Source organism: Rahnella sp. P4_A8, assembly GCF_056402435.1.
Genome location: NZ_JBFUHK010000078.1, coordinates 1 through 13,937 on the forward strand (window position 1 = coordinate 1; position 13,937 = coordinate 13,937).

The following is a 13,937-nucleotide window of genomic DNA, read 5'->3' on the forward strand; positions in this document are numbered from 1 at the left end:
AGCGTGGCGAACGTGAGTGGCATTCATCAGAGGCTGTTTCCTTTCCTMGTGGCTTGCATGAATAATTTCACCTTGCCACTGGTAAGYCTGAATATCGGGTTGTGTAAGCGGGAGAAAGCATCTCCCGTTTCATMGCCCAGTTTTTTTCAATWCCCTGCCCTGCAAACCAGATCTTTCCTTTCCCAGAGTTATTTAATTTATCGATAGCCTCCATTAACGCTGCACTGTTTTTTCGTGGAGCGTTATCGTCAAATAAATTTAGCTGCGCTACTCCATTACTGAAAAAATCAGCCAACATAACGCCAGCCTTCATATATTGATGGCCATCAACCCATATTCTCTTCAGGGAGTTTGTGGCCGAATTTATAATGTCACGAGTATCATTAGAAGGGGTCAGTAGCTTCATGGATGCTTGATTTCCATAGTATGTTTCATTATGTGCGTGTGGGCTGGTATGAAGGAAAACACTAACGAAACGGCAGAACTGGCGCTCACTACGTAGTTTTTCTGATGCTCGCTCAGCATAGTCACAAATGGCTTGATGCATATCCGAATACTGAGTTATGCGGTTGCCAAAAGATCTACTGCAGATGATCTGTTGTTTTTCTGGTGCAAACTCTTCCGGTTCAAGACATTGTTCACCTCGAAGTTCACGAACAGTCCTTTCGAGAACAACATTGAAGTGTTTTCTTATTACCCATAATGAGCTTTCAGCCAGGTCAAGTGCTGTATTAATACCCATTGAATTAAGTTTCTTACTAATTCTCCGACCAATACCCCAGACATCCTCAACAGAGATAATTGCCAGTAGCCTGCGCTGACGTTCAATATTCGATAAGTCGACAATGCCACCAGTGCCACGCCATTTCTTGGCTGCATGGTTAGCTAACTTTGCTAATGTCTTTGTTTGTGCAATACCAACCCCCACAGTTAATCCTGTATTTTTAAATACTCTATTTTTCATTTCATGACCGAAGCAATTTAGGGGCATGCAATTTATTACCCCAGATAAATTAACGAAGGCTTCGTCTATTGAGTAAACTTCGATCGAAGGAGACATTTCAGTTAGCGTCTGCATAACTCGCTCACTTAGATCGGCATAAAGTGCATAATTAGAACTGAATACATAAACCCTGGAGCTATATGTATTGTTTTTTATTTTAAAAAATGGCTCACCCATTTTAATACCAAGGGATTTTGCCTCGGCTGAGCGAGAAATAATACAGCCATCGTTATTGGAAACGACGACAACAGGCTTCCCCTGCAAGTCTGGCCGAAAAACAGTTTCGCAAGAAGTATAAAAACTATTTACGTCGATGAGAGCGAACATAATTATTTATGCGCCTTAATACTAAAAATGACCACTCCGAATATTTCTAATTCTTCTGCATTTTGAAATGAAATCGAAGAATAATCATCGTTGTGAGGTACTAGCTGTAGATAAGGATGAGTACGAAGTTCTTTCACGGTGAATTCACCTGAAACAGCAGCAATAACAATATCGCCATGTACGGCTGAAAGCGAGCGATCCACCACTAAAAGATCCCCATCACTGATGCCGGCGCCATGCATAGACTCCCCGCTAACTTTTATGAAGTAAGTGGCACTCGGATGTCTTATCAGCAATTTGTTGAGATCCAGTCTGTCCTCGACATAGTCCTGCGCTGGGCTCGGAAAGCCACAGGGCACTTTCTCAGAGAAGAGAGGAAGCATGACTGGTTGAGAAGCCTCAGTTGGTCGAATGAGCTGCATGATGTTGATTCCGATATACTGTGTTTATATACAGTATTGCTGAATGCAGCTAAGGATCAAGAAACTTGTGAAGCGATTCCTGAAAGTGCTTGAAGTGTCTGTTAATTTAGTTTGTGTGGTATCCAATATAGTTTTGTTGCCTGACTTAAACCCAGTTCAGCGAAACCGTAGCACTCTGACGGTAAGTCACCTCGGTCCCTGCTCTTCGATGAAGAACTGGCTTTCGGCACGTAATAAGAATGCAATTCAGTCCACACAGTTCTGATTCAGGATCCATGATGAGACAGTCCTGAGCGCCCCGGGCGAATATGAGTATCTCCCTGACAGCAGAAAAAGTCCCTGTTTCCACAAAGGCCACTGAGAAGCAAGTTGATAATCAAACCATTCGCTTCGTAAAAGTCCGTGAGTTGCCCCCGGCAACTGCCTGATACAGCGGGGAGTGCCCGCTGGTAGTGCTTTGGCCCAGACCGCGGCTGTTTCATCAGCGTCTACATTCCGGTCATCCTGGCCCATCAGAATTAATACCGGAGTATGTGTACCGGAAATATCTTTCGTCGCATCAGCCAGAGAATTCCTGCGTTCGAAGTCCTGGCGCGTACATTGGGAGTGGCAGGGGAGAACCGCTGCTTCTTCTGTAAACTGGCGGTCAAAAACCACGGCTTCATGTTTTTTAGCATCCTGAATATCATTCAGGGAGCGACCTTCGACTTTAAGTCGTTGCCCTGTATAGTATATGCCCTGATTACGCCAGTTTATCGCCGCACCTATCAGCACAACAAACTCAGTTGTTGTCAGTTGGCTCGCCTGCGGTACAACCCAACCTGCCTGCGAGAATCCAAGATAACCTCCGCGACTTTTTTTCAGTTCCGGCTGTTCTCTCAGTTTTTTTAACGCCAAAACCGCCTCCTCTGCGCGATCTGACATTGTCTGTGCCAGCCAGTTACCTGTACTTTTATCCACACCAGGTTTATCCCATGAAAAAACGGCAATTCCCTGTGAGACAAGGAATTTAACCAATGGAATATATCCACCTTCTGACCAGCGGTCCTGAGGTCCGTCTCCATGAACTAAAAGCACAAACGGAGGAGAAACCTTACCTGGAGGCATAATCAACGTCCCCATCAGAACATCGTTATTATGCTTAAAAGATATAGAACGTTGTTGCCCGTACCCTGAAAGATCGAAATCATATAATCGGCTAAGCAAAAAAATAATGAGAACGACAATCATAATTGAAAATGACACAATATATTTAATCATGTATAGCTCTTTATAATTTATAAAATTAAATATCAGCCGACTTTTTTAATACTTTATAGAACAGGATGTCAATGACTTAAAATTCGAAGCTCCTGACAGTAATAATCTCAGTGCTGCTGTGGGCGTTAACTTCCACTTCAGGGATGAACAAATGGAAATTAAGTGAGATTTACCAACAGTAACTGGCGGAGCTTCACCGCTATTTATCCTTAAAGCGCATCGCCAGCCACTGAGCATGCTGCTGCGTCACCAACAGTTGATCATCTTGCTCGCGCCACTGAATATCCCCTTGGCTAAGACAGCGCCTGAGCTGCTCCAGTGATGCTACCTGGAAACAGAGCGCCACCATTTTCGCCGGTGCCTGCGCAGCGACAGGCGGAAGCGCGAATTCCAGACGTGCTTGTTGATGAGTGATAATACGCAGGCAGCAGGTCCCTGAATCAAGCACATAACCGCCGTTGGTCTCCGCGCGGGCCTCCACACTGAACAACTGGTGATACAGCGCCAGCGTCTGTTCAGGTTGAGGCGAGGCAATAACGAAGGCAGACAGCGCTTGCACGCCATTAGGATGTACCTGCCAGGCGGGCTGCCAAACGGCCTGCGGCGTTTGATGTTCGCAGAAAAAACTGAAGCCGTATGCCAGGGCGCTGGCGCGGATCCGCGAGATGCAGAACCGGGCCTCAGTCTGGCTGCCGTCCGGCAATATCACCGGGCGTGAGAAGCGGGTCGGCGGTTCGCCATCGAGTTGACATTGCCGGAGGTGCTGCCATACCGCATGCGCATCCCGGGTTTTCCAGACCAGTCCGGCAAGGCCTGGCGCAACGTTCCACAATCCTCGCGAGTCTGTCTGACTGGCAGGCTCATAACCTAAAAGTTCCAGATAGTTATCTGCAAAGACGGCCAGATGGTTACTGGAGCCCATCGAATGGTGCCCCCGTGTACTGAGCTGAAATCCCATCCGCTGGAACAGGCCTTGCGCCTGATCCAGTTCTTCATCGACATTAATCACCGCGTGATCGATAACCGGAGTAATCGGCATGGTGTCTTCCTTCTGTTCTTTTTACTGATCCTGTCAGGCGGCACGACCGCCAAAATAGAGTTCGCGCATACGGGGGTCGTGTAGCAGGTCCTGCGCGCTGCCCTCCATCGCCACTTTCCCCAGCGCCAGAACATAGACCCGGTCGGAAATGTGCAGTGCCTCCATAGCATTCTGYTCGACCATTAAAATGGTCACTTTTTCCTGGCGGCGAATGGTTTGTATGGCGCTAAAAACTTCCGTAAGCATTTTCGGTGACAGCCCGGCCGAAGGTTCATCGAGCAGCAGTACTGCGGGTTCAGGCATCAGAGCCCTTGCCAGCGCGAGGATTTGTCGCTCGCCGCCGGAAAGCGCTGACGCGGGTGATTGCCATTTTTTATGTAACACAGGGTAATTTTCCGCCAGTTGGGCCATTCGCTGCTTACGTTGGCCTGGCGGTAAAAATTGTCCCCCGGTTTGCAGATTTTCTGCCACGGTCAGATTGTTGAAGACGTTGTCCAGTTGTGGGACAAACCCGAGTGAGCATTCACGGATTTTCCGGTGCACCGGAATTTTTGCCGTTTCGCATCCATCGATTTCAACCCGTCCTTCGCGCGGGGAGACAAATCCGGCAATCGATTTCAGCAAGGTGGATTTGCCGCAGCCATTTGGCCCCAGCAGCGTCACGATTTCCGCCTGTTCAACATGCAATGAAATACCGTGCAGAATATCAATCCCCGGGGTATAACCGGCGACCACGTTTTCGAGGGTAATCATACGGCCTCCTGCAATGTTGCGGTGCTTTGCCCTAAATAGGCATCCAGTACTTGCTGGTTCTGCGCCAGTTCATCCGGGCGGCAACTGGCGACAATCTGTCCGCGATCCAGCACGATGCAGCGCTGGCACAGGGTGTTTATAAAATGCATATCGTGTTCAATAACCAAAAGTGAAATACCCTGACGGCTCAGGTTGACCAACGTTTCCACCAGCTCCTGGCGTAATTTCGGGTGCACACCGGCCATAGGCTCATCCAGCATCAGCAGCGTCGGTTTACCCATCAGCGCGCAGGCAATACCCAGTAGTTTTTTCTGTCCGCCGGAAAGCGCCGCAGCAGGCAGATCTTTAACTTTGGTTAACAGCAAGGTATCCAGTAATTCGCTGGCGCGGGTCCTGTCTTCCTGTTCGGCTTTACGCCCGGAAGCCAGCCCCAGCAGACCGTTGAATAACCCGTGCTGACGAGTACCAGCAGTCATCACGACTTCCATAACGCTCATCTTTTCCGGCATGACGGGGAGCTGGAAGGTGCGTGCAATGCCAGCCTGGATGATCCGGTGGCTGGGCTGACGAGTAATGGACTGTCCATCGAATGTGATGCTGCCGCCATCCGGCCGGTTAAACCCGGAAATGGTGTTGAGCAGCGTACTTTTACCGGAACCATTCGGCCCGAGCAGGCCAAGAATCTCCCCCTTTTCCAGCGTAAATGATACGGATGTCAGTACCTGGTTGCCGCCAAAGGATTTGCTGATGTCAGCCACTTCAAGCAAACGGCTCATGAGAAAGTCCTTAATTTTTCCGGTAACAGACCACCTGGTCGTGTGAGCAGACACAGTAATAAAGCCAGACCCACCAACCCCAGGCGTAGCGCGCCAGTCAGGTCTGAACTGATGTGGAAATAGTCTTTTGCAAAGGGGATAAAGTTATACAGCCCTTCCACCAGCAACACGCCCAGCAACACGCCGCGCACATTGCCAAGACCACCGATCATCACCATGCTCCAGATAAGAAAGGTTTCCGACGAAAGCAGGTAATCCGGGCTGACATAATCGGTGTACCAGGCCAGTAACATACCGGCCAGACAGCACATCACAGCACTGCTCATCAACGCCCGGCATTTCAGCCACGGCAGCGCATAGCCCATGCAGATCGCTAACTGAGGTTGCTCGCGCATCAGGCGCAGCGCCCGCCCAAACCGGCTGGCGCCGATACGCAGGCTGGCGAGCGTGGCGACGATGACGCTGAGCAGAATAATGATCGCGAAGATACGCGTATCGGTGACGGTATCACCGGTCGACCAGGGCGAAGACAGGCCGCCAATCCCCTGCGCGCCGCCCGTCAGTTCGTCTTCATTGACGACGGCAATGCGGATGATTTCAGCCAGCGCCAACGTGGCAATGCCCCAGTAGTCCGCCGTTAGCTGACGCCCCAGCAACGCCATCAGTGCGCTGATAACAATGGCACACAGTAACCCGGCCGGGATCACCACCCACAGCGGCAACCCAAAATTGTTTCCCAGACCGACGGCATAAGCGCCGGTTCCGACAAACACAATGTGACCGAAATTCAGCAAACCGGCGTAACCTGCCTGTAAATTCAGGGCAAGCGCGATAATGGCATAGATCCCGGCAAGGCAAAGGATATGCAGTAAAAACTCAGACACGGCGGACCTCCCGGTTAAACAGGCCATAAGGACGCAGTAACAGCGCCAGCAGCAGAATGACAAACGATGAGGCGTTCACCCAGGTTACCGGGATAAACAATAAGTCGCCGCCGAACAGCCAGCTCCAGTCGATGTTGGTCACGAGGGTTTCGGTTGCAGCGATAAGAAGTGCACCAAAAATGGCGCCCATTGGATTTCCCAGCCCGCCGAGAATGGCGGCAGCGAGCACCGGCAACATCAGATCATTGCCCTGGTTGACCCATGCGCTGGCATTCATCGCCAGCATACTGCCTCCCACAGCGGCCAGCATTCCAGCCAACAGGTTGACGGTGTGGATAATTGCGCTGGCATTTAACCCGGAGGCTGCTGCCAGATCCCGGTTACTTGCCAGCGCACGGATAGCGCGACCTTGCGGCGTACGAAACAGCAACAGGCTGAACACCACCACCAGCGAAATCGTGACGCCAAGACCCCAGAGTTCGTCAGAGGAGATTCGGGTGTCCCCAACCTGCAAGAGCGCACCCACAGGCAGGGAATAATTCACCGGGGCCGACCCCTCAACCCCGAGAACCAGTGCGATCAGCACCATCGATACCGCAAGCGATCCGATCATGGCGTTAGCGGTACCGCTTTTCAGCAGTGGCTGATAAACCCAGTGATGCAAAATCATGGACAGCATGCCGCAGACCAATGCAGAAAACACGATTGCCAGAGCCAACGGCATGCCAAGACGAAGCCCGGCGGCGGTGATAAATGAACCGACCATGGCATATTGCATATGAGCGATGTTGGCGAACCGTACCAGCCCGTAAACCAGGCTTAATCCCAGCGCGACCAGCGACAAATCCGCAGTGCGAATCAATGTATCAATCAAAAACTGCAGCATGGTTTTTCCCCGATGATGTAGCGTGAACTGGCAAGATAAAGCGGCTCGTTACCGGGGAACCGGTACGCCATTAAACGCTTTCACTTTCAGGTAGGGCTGAGACATACGCTGGTTATCGGCATCCAGATTTAATGTACCGGTAATGCCGGTAAAGCCAGGCGCAACGGTTTTCATTGCCGCGATCATGGCTGCCGGATCGGCACTGTGCGCTTTGTCGATAGCTGCCGCCGCCAGCATTACGCTATCCCAGGCATAGCTACCGTACACAGAGCGAGGTTTCTCATGGAATTTTTTCTGGTACAGCTCAGCATAATTTACGCCGTGACCACCCGACGTTTTCTGGTCAATACCTGCGACTTCCATACCAACCTGCCCGTTGGTGTACTGCGCCGGGGAACCTTCAACGGCCATGGTTAAATACATGCCATACCAGGGCGTTTTATTCAGACCCAGCTCCCAGGCCTCACGGTTCAGCACAATGGCATCCTGGCCGTAGCTGGTGTAAACGTAGGCTTGCGGATGAGCGCGAGAAATTTGCTCCAGCTCGCGGCGATAAGAAGGCTGACCGCTGGCATAGAGCACTTTGGCGACCACTTTGCCCCCGGCTTTTTCAAACGCGTTGGTGAACTGCTTCGCCATACCCTGACCGTAAGCACCATCCGGGGCGATAAAGGCCACTTTGCTGTAACCGAGCTGGCGCACATCTTCTGCCGAGAAGCTTGCGGAAAGAGAATCCAGGCCAATAACGCTCCAGGAGGTAGCGCCGATTTTGCGGATATCGGTGCTGGTACCGGAAATATTGATGTGCAGCAGATTGTTCTTCACCAGATATTGCCCAACCGGAATGGTGACACCAGAGGAAAAACTGCCCATCACTAAAGGGACATGGTTAACCTGAGTTAACTTACGTACGGCATTCAGGCCTGTAACCGGGCTTTCGGCGGAATCTTCCACGATCACATGTAATGGCTGACCATTAACGCCGCCCTGGGCATTAACCTGTTCAACCGCCAGTTCAATACCACGACGCTGATCTTCACCAATGCTGGCGCTGGTGCCGGTTAAGGGCAAAATTGCACCCATGTTCACATCGGCCTGCGCCGTGCGCGCCAGACCAAACAACGTCATACCTGCCAGTGTTGACAGCATCATGCCTTGCCCGAAACGATTTTTCATGTTGGTTCTCCGGTTTGCTGTTGCCGGCTTCTGAGGCCGGTGTTTTGTCGCCTGCGCAAATGTGCACAAGCCTGCCTGGTAATGCCGAAAAAGAGCGCACTAAAGTGAATATATAAGTGCATACACTTGTGTATTAAGCAAAGACGATGCCAGATAACAGGACGTTCCCGGTATCAAGTGCTTATTTCAGGTTAAACGAATGCAAATTCATGAATAAATACAATGGAATCGAAAATATCTAAAAAACTTTCGTTTTCATTTTTATCATGGTCAATAAAAATATCTGTGTGCACAAGTGAATACACTTTGAATCATTTTAGTGCAATGCTGCCGTAAAATGGTGCGGGGAAAATCCATAAGAATAAATAAGATGAAAAATGCTTATAAATGAGTAATTTTTAATTAAAGAAAAGTGTATTCACTTTTGTGTTGAGTTGTTTTTTTTGCTGTGCTATCTATAAAAACATTACGTGAAATAATCTTTGCCGCATTTTTATTTTCGTGCTGAGCATGCGGTAAATTAAGGGGTTAATGTGGTTATCATAAAAAAGAAATCCCGTAGCGCTGACAGTGTGGAAAAGGTCTACGAGAAAGTGAAAGGCATGGCGATTGATTACTACTTTCGTCCCGGCGAACGGGTGAATGAAGTTGAGCTTGCGGCACAACTGGGGGTCTCGCGTACGCCGGTGCGTGAAGCGCTGAACCGTCTGGCAAAAGACGGCTTTATGAATTTTGTACCCAACCGGGGTTTTTACTCCCGTGACCTGACGCCGGAAGGTGTCCGCGAACTTTATGAGGTGCGAATGGTTATAGAGCAATCGACCTTTCGTTTCGCCTGCCTGCGGGCAACAGATGAAGAGATCGCTACGACCACGGCTATCTGGGAAGAAGTGAGCCAGCATCGCCCGGCGCAAACCGAACAGGATTGGGCGAAGATTGCGGAAATTGATGAGCGTTTCCACATGGAAATAGCCCGTATTTCCCATAATAGTCGGCTCTATGAAATGCTCGATAGTCTGAATTCGCTGAGCCGCTTTTTCCGGCGTATCGATCTCGAAACGCCCGTGCGCAGGAACAATGCCTATGACGAGCATGTCGAAATTATCGCAGCATTACGCCAGCGGAATATCGAAAAAGGCGTGGTGCTGATTGAGCAACATATTTCATTGAGTGCCGAGCACGCGGTTGAAGTCACAAAAGAAGGGCTTGCCAGGATTTATTTTGGGAAGCCCTGAGCCACTCTTTTCATTAGGTCCAAAACGATAATTTAATCAGCTACCAGAGGGCATTACGCGTTCCGGTAATTCATTCACAGCGTCATGCTGCGGCATTGTGCCGGGAAAATGTAGAGGATATATGCGCTCCATTCCCGAAGAGATTATTCAACAGGCGATTATCTGGCGACGTGAGATCCACACGCGCCCGGAGATTGGCTTACAAGAATTTCATACTTCCGCGAAAATCAGCAGCCTGCTGCGCCAATATGATCTTGAAGTGCATACCGGCATTGCGGGCACTGGCGTGATGGGTGTTCTTCGCAATGGCGAGGGGCCGTCTATAGCCCTTCGCGCTGATATTGATGCATTACCCATTCAGGAAAACAACGCTGTTGCATGGTGCTCTTCCTCGCCAGGCATGATGCACGCCTGTGGACATGACGGGCATACCGCCATTTTACTGGGGGCGGCGCGCTATCTCAGCCAGACCAGAGCGTTCAACGGGACGGTGTACTTTATTTTTCAGCCTGCGGAAGAGAATGCCGGCGGCGGGCGTTTAATGGTGGAAGAAGGGATCTTTACGCGCTTTCCCGTTTCTGCGGTTTATGCGCTGCACAACTGGCCGGGGCTGCCGGTGGGGGAGGTGGCCGTTAGCACAGGCCCAATGATGGCTTCGCAGGACAATTTTTTTATCACGCTGACTGGCGTGGGATGCCATGCGGCGATGCCGGAAAAAGGGGCCGATCCGGTGCTGGCCGGTGCACACCTGATTACCGCGTTGCAAACGATCATGACGCGCCGACTCTCTCCGCTGGACAGCGTCGTGATCAGCGTGACGCAACTCCAGGCCGGGGAAGCAATAAATGTCGTCCCGCAGACAATGCAATTGTCCGGCACGCTGCGTTGCCTGAGCCAGACGGCCAGAGCGCGCTGCCAGATTCTGCTGGCGGAGTATGTCGAACAGCTCGTCCGGCCATTTGGCGTCAGTGGCAGCATTCGCTGGGAATACGGTTACCCGGTAACCGTCAACCATGCGCAACAGGCAAAAATTCTGGCGGATGCCGCACGCCACGTCGAGGGGATCACGCAGGTCCACACACAGTTATCACCCTCAATGGCGGCAGAAGATTTCGCCTATTTTCTGGAAGCCTGTCCGGGCGCTTATTTGTGGCTGGGGGCCGATGGCCCAACGCCGGGCGCGGCATTACATAACCCGCATTATGATTTTAATGACCAACTTATCGCACCTGGCATCGGTCTTTGGGTATCGCTGGTGGAGAGGTCATTGGGTCCTGTTTCTGTTACTTCTGAGGATTAACTATGAGCCATATCCACTTTATTGGTGCTGGTCAAATGACCGAAGCGATTCTGCGCGCCGCCTTAAAACGCGGCGCATTAAATCCGGACGAGGTCAGCTTATCGGATATTGATCCAGAGCGAATTGAAACGCTGAAAGCGCGCTATGAGTTGAGCAATACACAAGATTTGCCAAACGCGCTGGCCGCAGCGGATCACATCATGATTGGGGTACGTCCGCAGGATAATATTGCTGATGTCGCACAACTGATTAAGCAGTATGCCGCGCCACAGACGTCGGTCATTTCTATTATTGCTGGCGTAACGCTGACCCAGTTGTCTTTGATGCTGGGCGAGTCACGCCCGATTACGCGTATCATCCCGAATACGCTGACGGATACCGGGCTGGGCTACAGCGGCGTGGCGTTTAATGCTTATGTTAACAGCGCGTCCGTAATGCCGTTTCTGGAAAGTTTCGGCAAGGTGATGGTGCTGGAAGAACGGTTGATTGACGTCTTCACCGGTTTTGCTGTCGCTGGTGTCAACTATGTCTATTATTTTGTCGAAGCGCTGGCGGACGCCGGTGTCCTTGCCGGATTAACCCGGACTCAGTCAACGCAAGTGGTGTGGGAAAACCTGGTGGGCGCGGTTGAAATGCTTAAGTTATCCGGGCGCCATCCGCGCCAGTTGATGGATATTAATAACTCTCCGGCAGGGGTTGGCATTAATGGTTTATATGAGTTGAATAAAATTAATTTCGCCGCTGGTCTGCAAAGCAGCGTTCTGGCTGCGGTGCGTCGTACAACGGAGCTTTCTGGTCAAAAATAACACTATTTTTTAACAAGGGTGGTCTATGACAGCAATTTCAACGTGTGGCTGCCATGCTGAAGGATGTAGCTCATCTAAAGTCATCAATGTGCGTGACAACCCCTGGCGAAGAATTTGATTGACAGATCAGGCCACTTTGCGGCGAAACATCCAGTACGCCGCTGAGCCTGTTATCGCTGCAATCACCAGTAGCGGCCACAGGCTTCCCCATACAATGTCCAGACTCGCATCTTTCAGGTAAATTTGTTTTGTGATGTCCGTGAAGTGCCGGATAGGATTTATCCACGTCAGATTTTGCAACCACACGGGCATGTTCTCTACCGGTGAGACATAGCCGGAAAGCAGAATCGCCGGCATCATAAAGACAAATACGCCAATAAATGCCTGCTGCTGCGTCGAACTAAGTGCAGAAATCAGCAGCCCGAATCCCACCAGCGAAAGCCCGTAAATCAACATGGTGAAGTAGAACAGTAAGACCGAACCAGAGAAGGGGATTTGATAGCCCCATATTCCCACACCGAGCACAATAGTGGCCTGCGCAATGGCGACAATCTGCGCGGGTACGGCTTTACCAACAAATATCTGCCAGGTGGCAAGCGGCGACACCAGGAGCTGGTCGAGCGTGCCTTGTTCACGTTCACGAGCAACGGACAGTGAAGTCACAATCATTACGCCGATGGTCGTTATCATGGCGATAAGCGACGGCACCACAAACCATTTGTAGTTCAGGTTTGGGTTATACCAATTGCGTATTACCAGCTCACTGTTATTCGACTTCGGTTGACCAGTCATGAGTTCTAGTTGGTAGTTTTTCACGATTTGCTGCAGGTAATTGGCGGCAATCTGCGCACTGTTCGAGTTACGACCGTCAAGAATAATTTGCAGTTTAGCTGGCTGATTGCTTGCCAAATTTCGCGAGAAATCCGCAGGGAAGTGGATCAGCAGCAGCGCTTTTTGTTTATCGAGGGTTGGCTGGATTTCCTGCGGGCTTTTTAACAGCAGCAGATGGCTAAAAGCTTTGGCGTGTGCAAAACGTTGCGTCAGTTCCACGGAATGGCTGCCATTGTCTTGGTTGTAAATCGCGATGGTGGCGTTAGTGACCTCAAGCGTGGCGGCAAACGGGAACAGAATCACCTGCAACACCACCGGCAAAATCAAAATGGTACGGGTTTGCGGCTCGCGCAGCAGGGATTGCAGTTCTTTGCGAATTAATGTCCAGAGTCGATGATACATAACTTTCCCTTAATCCAGACGACGTTTGGTCTTCAACGCCGTCAGGCCGATAAACATCACTGCCGAGACAATGAGACACAGTACGTTAACTATCAGCACCGTGGAGATATTTCCCGCGAGAAACAGGGTTTGCAGGGTATTCACGAAGTAGCGCGCCGGTATGATATAAGTCACTGCGCGGATAATCGCTGGCATGCTGTCGATCTGGAAGATAAAGCCCGAGAGCATGATGGAAGGTAAAAATGCAGCGTTCAGCGCCACTTGAGCGGCGTTAAACTGGTTGCGAGTGATAGTCGAAATCAGCAGACCCATACCAAGCGTACTGAGCAAAAACAGACTGGTAATCAAAAATAACAGTAGCAGCGAACCGCGATAGGGTACGCCGAGAATAAATACCGAAACCACCATACACAGTAGCATTGCCAGCATGCCGAGCACATAGTAGGGGAGCAACTTGCACAGCAACAACTCGGTACGCGTTATCTGCGTTGAAAGCAGGGCTTCCATAGTGCCTCGTTCCCACTCACGCGCCACGACCAGCGATGTCAGAATGGCACCGATAACCGTCATAATGATGGTTATCGCCCCCGGAATAATGAAATGCTGACTGATAGCAGCAGGGTTAAACCAGTAACGCAGTTGCACGTCAATCAGTGGCTCGACGCTTTCACCCCGGCTCTTCGAGCGCTGCTGTTGCCATACCTGCCAGATCCCTTCGACATAGCCCTGCACAAAGTTTGCGGTGTTCGGTTCGCTGCCGTCGGTAATCACCTGAACCGGCGCTGTAGCCCCGGCGCGCGCCATGTTCTGCGCAAAGTCTGTAGGGATAACCACTAT

Annotated in this window: 14 protein-coding genes; 3 read left to right on the forward strand and 11 right to left on the reverse strand. The window is 50.8% G+C overall.

The annotated features are described in order from the left end of the window. Positions 1 to 67: 67 nt before the first annotated feature. From umuC to AC1DUO_RS21685, 9 genes are all read right to left on the reverse strand, one after another. Complete coding sequence (umuC, locus tag AC1DUO_RS21645; RefSeq protein WP_477988688.1) at positions 68 to 1,330, reverse strand: translesion error-prone DNA polymerase V subunit UmuC; 1,263 nt, start codon at positions 1,328 to 1,330, stop codon at positions 68 to 70. A gap of 2 nt (positions 1,331 to 1,332) precedes the next feature. After that, complete coding sequence (gene umuD / locus AC1DUO_RS21650; protein WP_013578148.1) at positions 1,333 to 1,752, reverse strand: translesion error-prone DNA polymerase V autoproteolytic subunit; 420 nt, start codon at positions 1,750 to 1,752, stop codon at positions 1,333 to 1,335. A 246-nt stretch (positions 1,753 to 1,998) separates the two neighbouring features. Then, a complete protein-coding gene (locus AC1DUO_RS21655; RefSeq protein WP_119262313.1) occupies positions 1,999 to 3,012 on the reverse strand; it encodes an alpha/beta hydrolase family protein in 1,014 nt (337 codons plus the stop codon). A gap of 199 nt (positions 3,013 to 3,211) precedes the next feature. Then, positions 3,212 to 4,051, reverse strand: a complete 840-nt coding sequence (locus AC1DUO_RS21660; RefSeq protein ID WP_119262312.1) for a VOC family protein — start codon at positions 4,049 to 4,051, stop codon at positions 3,212 to 3,214. Positions 4,052 to 4,084: 33 nt separating this feature from the next. Beyond that, positions 4,085 to 4,804 (reverse strand): ABC transporter ATP-binding protein, encoded by a 720-nt coding sequence (locus tag AC1DUO_RS21665; protein WP_013578151.1) that lies wholly within the window; start codon positions 4,802 to 4,804, stop codon positions 4,085 to 4,087. Next, positions 4,801 to 5,580 (reverse strand): ABC transporter ATP-binding protein, encoded by a 780-nt coding sequence (locus AC1DUO_RS21670; protein ID WP_014416680.1) that lies wholly within the window; start codon positions 5,578 to 5,580, stop codon positions 4,801 to 4,803. Before AC1DUO_RS21670 ends, AC1DUO_RS21665 begins: the two co-directional genes overlap by 4 nt. Continuing rightward, on the reverse strand, positions 5,577 to 6,464 hold the full coding sequence (locus AC1DUO_RS21675; protein ID WP_014416681.1) for a branched-chain amino acid ABC transporter permease: 888 nt from the start codon (positions 6,462 to 6,464) through the stop codon (positions 5,577 to 5,579). The genes AC1DUO_RS21670 and AC1DUO_RS21675 overlap by 4 nt, the downstream gene beginning before the upstream one ends. Continuing rightward, a complete protein-coding gene (locus tag AC1DUO_RS21680) occupies positions 6,457 to 7,350 on the reverse strand; it encodes a branched-chain amino acid ABC transporter permease (protein WP_013578154.1) in 894 nt (297 codons plus the stop codon). The genes AC1DUO_RS21675 and AC1DUO_RS21680 overlap by 8 nt, the downstream gene beginning before the upstream one ends. A 48-nt stretch (positions 7,351 to 7,398) precedes the next feature. Then, a complete protein-coding gene (locus tag AC1DUO_RS21685) occupies positions 7,399 to 8,526 on the reverse strand; it encodes an ABC transporter substrate-binding protein (protein ID WP_013578155.1) in 1,128 nt (375 codons plus the stop codon). Positions 8,527 to 9,059: 533 nt separating this feature from the next. Here AC1DUO_RS21685 and AC1DUO_RS21690 point away from each other — a divergent pair. The 3 genes from AC1DUO_RS21690 to AC1DUO_RS21700 all read left to right on the forward strand — a co-directional run bounded on the left by AC1DUO_RS21690 (position 9,060) and on the right by AC1DUO_RS21700 (position 11,867). Next, on the forward strand, positions 9,060 to 9,761 hold the full coding sequence (locus tag AC1DUO_RS21690; RefSeq protein WP_013578156.1) for a GntR family transcriptional regulator: 702 nt from the start codon (positions 9,060 to 9,062) through the stop codon (positions 9,759 to 9,761). 121 nt (positions 9,762 to 9,882) lie between these two features. After that, the gene (locus AC1DUO_RS21695) at positions 9,883 to 11,061 is read left to right on the forward strand and encodes a M20 aminoacylase family protein (protein WP_119262310.1); all 1,179 of its coding nucleotides are present in this window, start codon (positions 9,883 to 9,885) and stop codon (positions 11,059 to 11,061) included. A 2-nt stretch (positions 11,062 to 11,063) separates the two neighbouring features. Next, entirely contained in the window at positions 11,064 to 11,867 is an 804-nt protein-coding gene (locus AC1DUO_RS21700; RefSeq protein WP_013578158.1) for a pyrroline-5-carboxylate reductase family protein, read from the forward strand. Positions 11,868 to 11,993: 126 nt separating this feature from the next. Here AC1DUO_RS21700 and AC1DUO_RS21705 read toward each other — a convergent pair whose 3' ends face one another. Continuing rightward, the gene (locus AC1DUO_RS21705; protein WP_013578159.1) at positions 11,994 to 13,100 is read right to left on the reverse strand and encodes an ABC transporter permease; all 1,107 of its coding nucleotides are present in this window, start codon (positions 13,098 to 13,100) and stop codon (positions 11,994 to 11,996) included. A gap of 9 nt (positions 13,101 to 13,109) precedes the next feature. After that, a partial coding sequence (locus AC1DUO_RS21710; RefSeq protein WP_477988696.1) for an ABC transporter permease occupies positions 13,110 to 13,937 on the reverse strand: 828 nt, incomplete at its 5' end.

Excerpts from the sequence above, each read along its gene's own strand:
- AC1DUO_RS21695 (WP_119262310.1), top strand. The coding sequence starts at position 9,883 with ATGCGCTCCATTCCCGAAGAGATTATTCAACAGGCGATTATCTGGCGA.
- AC1DUO_RS21680 (WP_013578154.1), bottom strand. The coding sequence starts at position 7,350 with ATGCTGCAGTTTTTGATTGATACATTGATTCGCACTGCGGATTTGTCG.
- AC1DUO_RS21660 (WP_119262312.1), bottom strand. The coding sequence starts at position 4,051 with ATGCCGATTACTCCGGTTATCGATCACGCGGTGATTAATGTCGATGAA.
- AC1DUO_RS21685 (WP_013578155.1), bottom strand. The coding sequence starts at position 8,526 with ATGAAAAATCGTTTCGGGCAAGGCATGATGCTGTCAACACTGGCAGGT.
- AC1DUO_RS21655 (WP_119262313.1), bottom strand. The coding sequence starts at position 3,012 with ATGATTAAATATATTGTGTCATTTTCAATTATGATTGTCGTTCTCATT.
- AC1DUO_RS21670 (WP_014416680.1), bottom strand. The coding sequence starts at position 5,580 with ATGAGCCGTTTGCTTGAAGTGGCTGACATCAGCAAATCCTTTGGCGGC.
- AC1DUO_RS21705 (WP_013578159.1), bottom strand. The coding sequence starts at position 13,100 with ATGTATCATCGACTCTGGACATTAATTCGCAAAGAACTGCAATCCCTG.
- AC1DUO_RS21700 (WP_013578158.1), top strand. The coding sequence starts at position 11,064 with ATGAGCCATATCCACTTTATTGGTGCTGGTCAAATGACCGAAGCGATT.
- umuD (WP_013578148.1), bottom strand. The coding sequence starts at position 1,752 with ATGCAGCTCATTCGACCAACTGAGGCTTCTCAACCAGTCATGCTTCCT.